The 1,171-nt window shown below is 64.9% G+C and carries 1 protein-coding gene; it reads left to right on the top strand.

Annotation, left to right across the window (positions count from 1 at the left end; genetic code table 11):
* The coding region (locus tag ABIB80_RS39325; RefSeq protein ID WP_354129653.1) for an IS5 family transposase at positions 1–1,163 on the top strand (1,163 nt) is incomplete at its 5' end.
* Positions 1,164–1,171 lie beyond the last annotated feature (8 nt).

The raw sequence follows: 1,171 nt of genomic DNA, 5'->3' as shown, positions 1-1,171 counted from the left end.
TGATCGGGCTGCTGTTGCTCAAGCACACTTACGGGCTGTCCGATGAGGGCGTTTGCGAGCGCTGGGTTCACGACCCGTATTTCCAGTTCTTCACCGGGCAAGAGTTCTTTCAGCATGCCTTCCCGCACGAGCGCTCGGACCTGAGCCATTGGCGCAAGCGGCTCGGCGACAAGTTGGAGCTGCTGCTGGCGGAGAGCCTGCGGGTGGCGCACGAGGCCGGCGCGTTACGCGGCCAGGACCTCAAGCGCGTCACCGTCGACACCACGGTGCAGCCGAAGGCCATCACCTTTCCGACCGATGCCAAGCTGCTCCATGCGGCTATCAAGGGGCTCAACCGCCTGGCGAGAAGGCACGCCGTCAGGCTGCGGCAATCCTATTCTCGTGTGGCCAAGGCCGCCGCGATGATGGCGGGCCGCTACGCCCATGCCAAACAGTTCAGCCGGCATCAGCGGCAGTTGCGCATTCTGCGCAGCCGGCTCGGCCGCATCATCCGCGACATCCGCCGCAAGATCGAGGGCCAGCCGGCATTGGAGGAGGCATTCGCCCTCCCGCTTGGCCGGGCCGTGCAAATCCGCTCGCAGCAGCAGCGCCAGCGCGGCTGGAAGCTTTATTCCTTCCATGCCCCGGAGGTGGAATGCATCGGCAAAGGCAAGGCCGCCGCGCCTTACGAGTTCGGCGTGAAGGCCTCCATCGTCACCAACAACCGCCGGGCGCCCGGTGGCCTGTTCGTACTGCACGCCAGGTCGCTGCCCGATAATCCCTACGACGGTCATACCCTGCGGGACGTCATCGACCGCACCGAGGCGCTCACTGGCTGTCCGATCGAGCGGGCCTATGTCGACAAGGGATATCGCGGCCACGACACGCAAAATCCCCGTCGCGTCTTCATTTCGGGCCAGAAGCGCGGCGTGTTCGGCGCCATCAAGCGCGAGCTCCGGCGCCGCTCCGCCATCGAGCCCATCATCGGACATCTGAAGGCCGAAGGTCACCTTGGCCGCTGCTATCTCAAAGGCCGCGCCGGCGACGCCGCCAACGTCGTGCTCTCAGCAGTCGGCCACAACTTCCGCCGTATCCTCGCCTGGCTCAGAGAACTCTTGTGCCTCTTCCTGATCCAGCTATCGCATACGCTTGCCTGTCCGCTCCCGCTCAATTCGGCTTCTTAACGGACGAC

Origin of the sequence: Bradyrhizobium sp. i1.15.2, from assembly GCF_040548425.1 — a bacterium.
GTDB classification, from domain to species: domain Bacteria; phylum Pseudomonadota; class Alphaproteobacteria; order Rhizobiales; family Xanthobacteraceae; genus Bradyrhizobium; species Bradyrhizobium canariense.
This window is presented reverse-complemented; position numbering and strand designations above follow the sequence as displayed.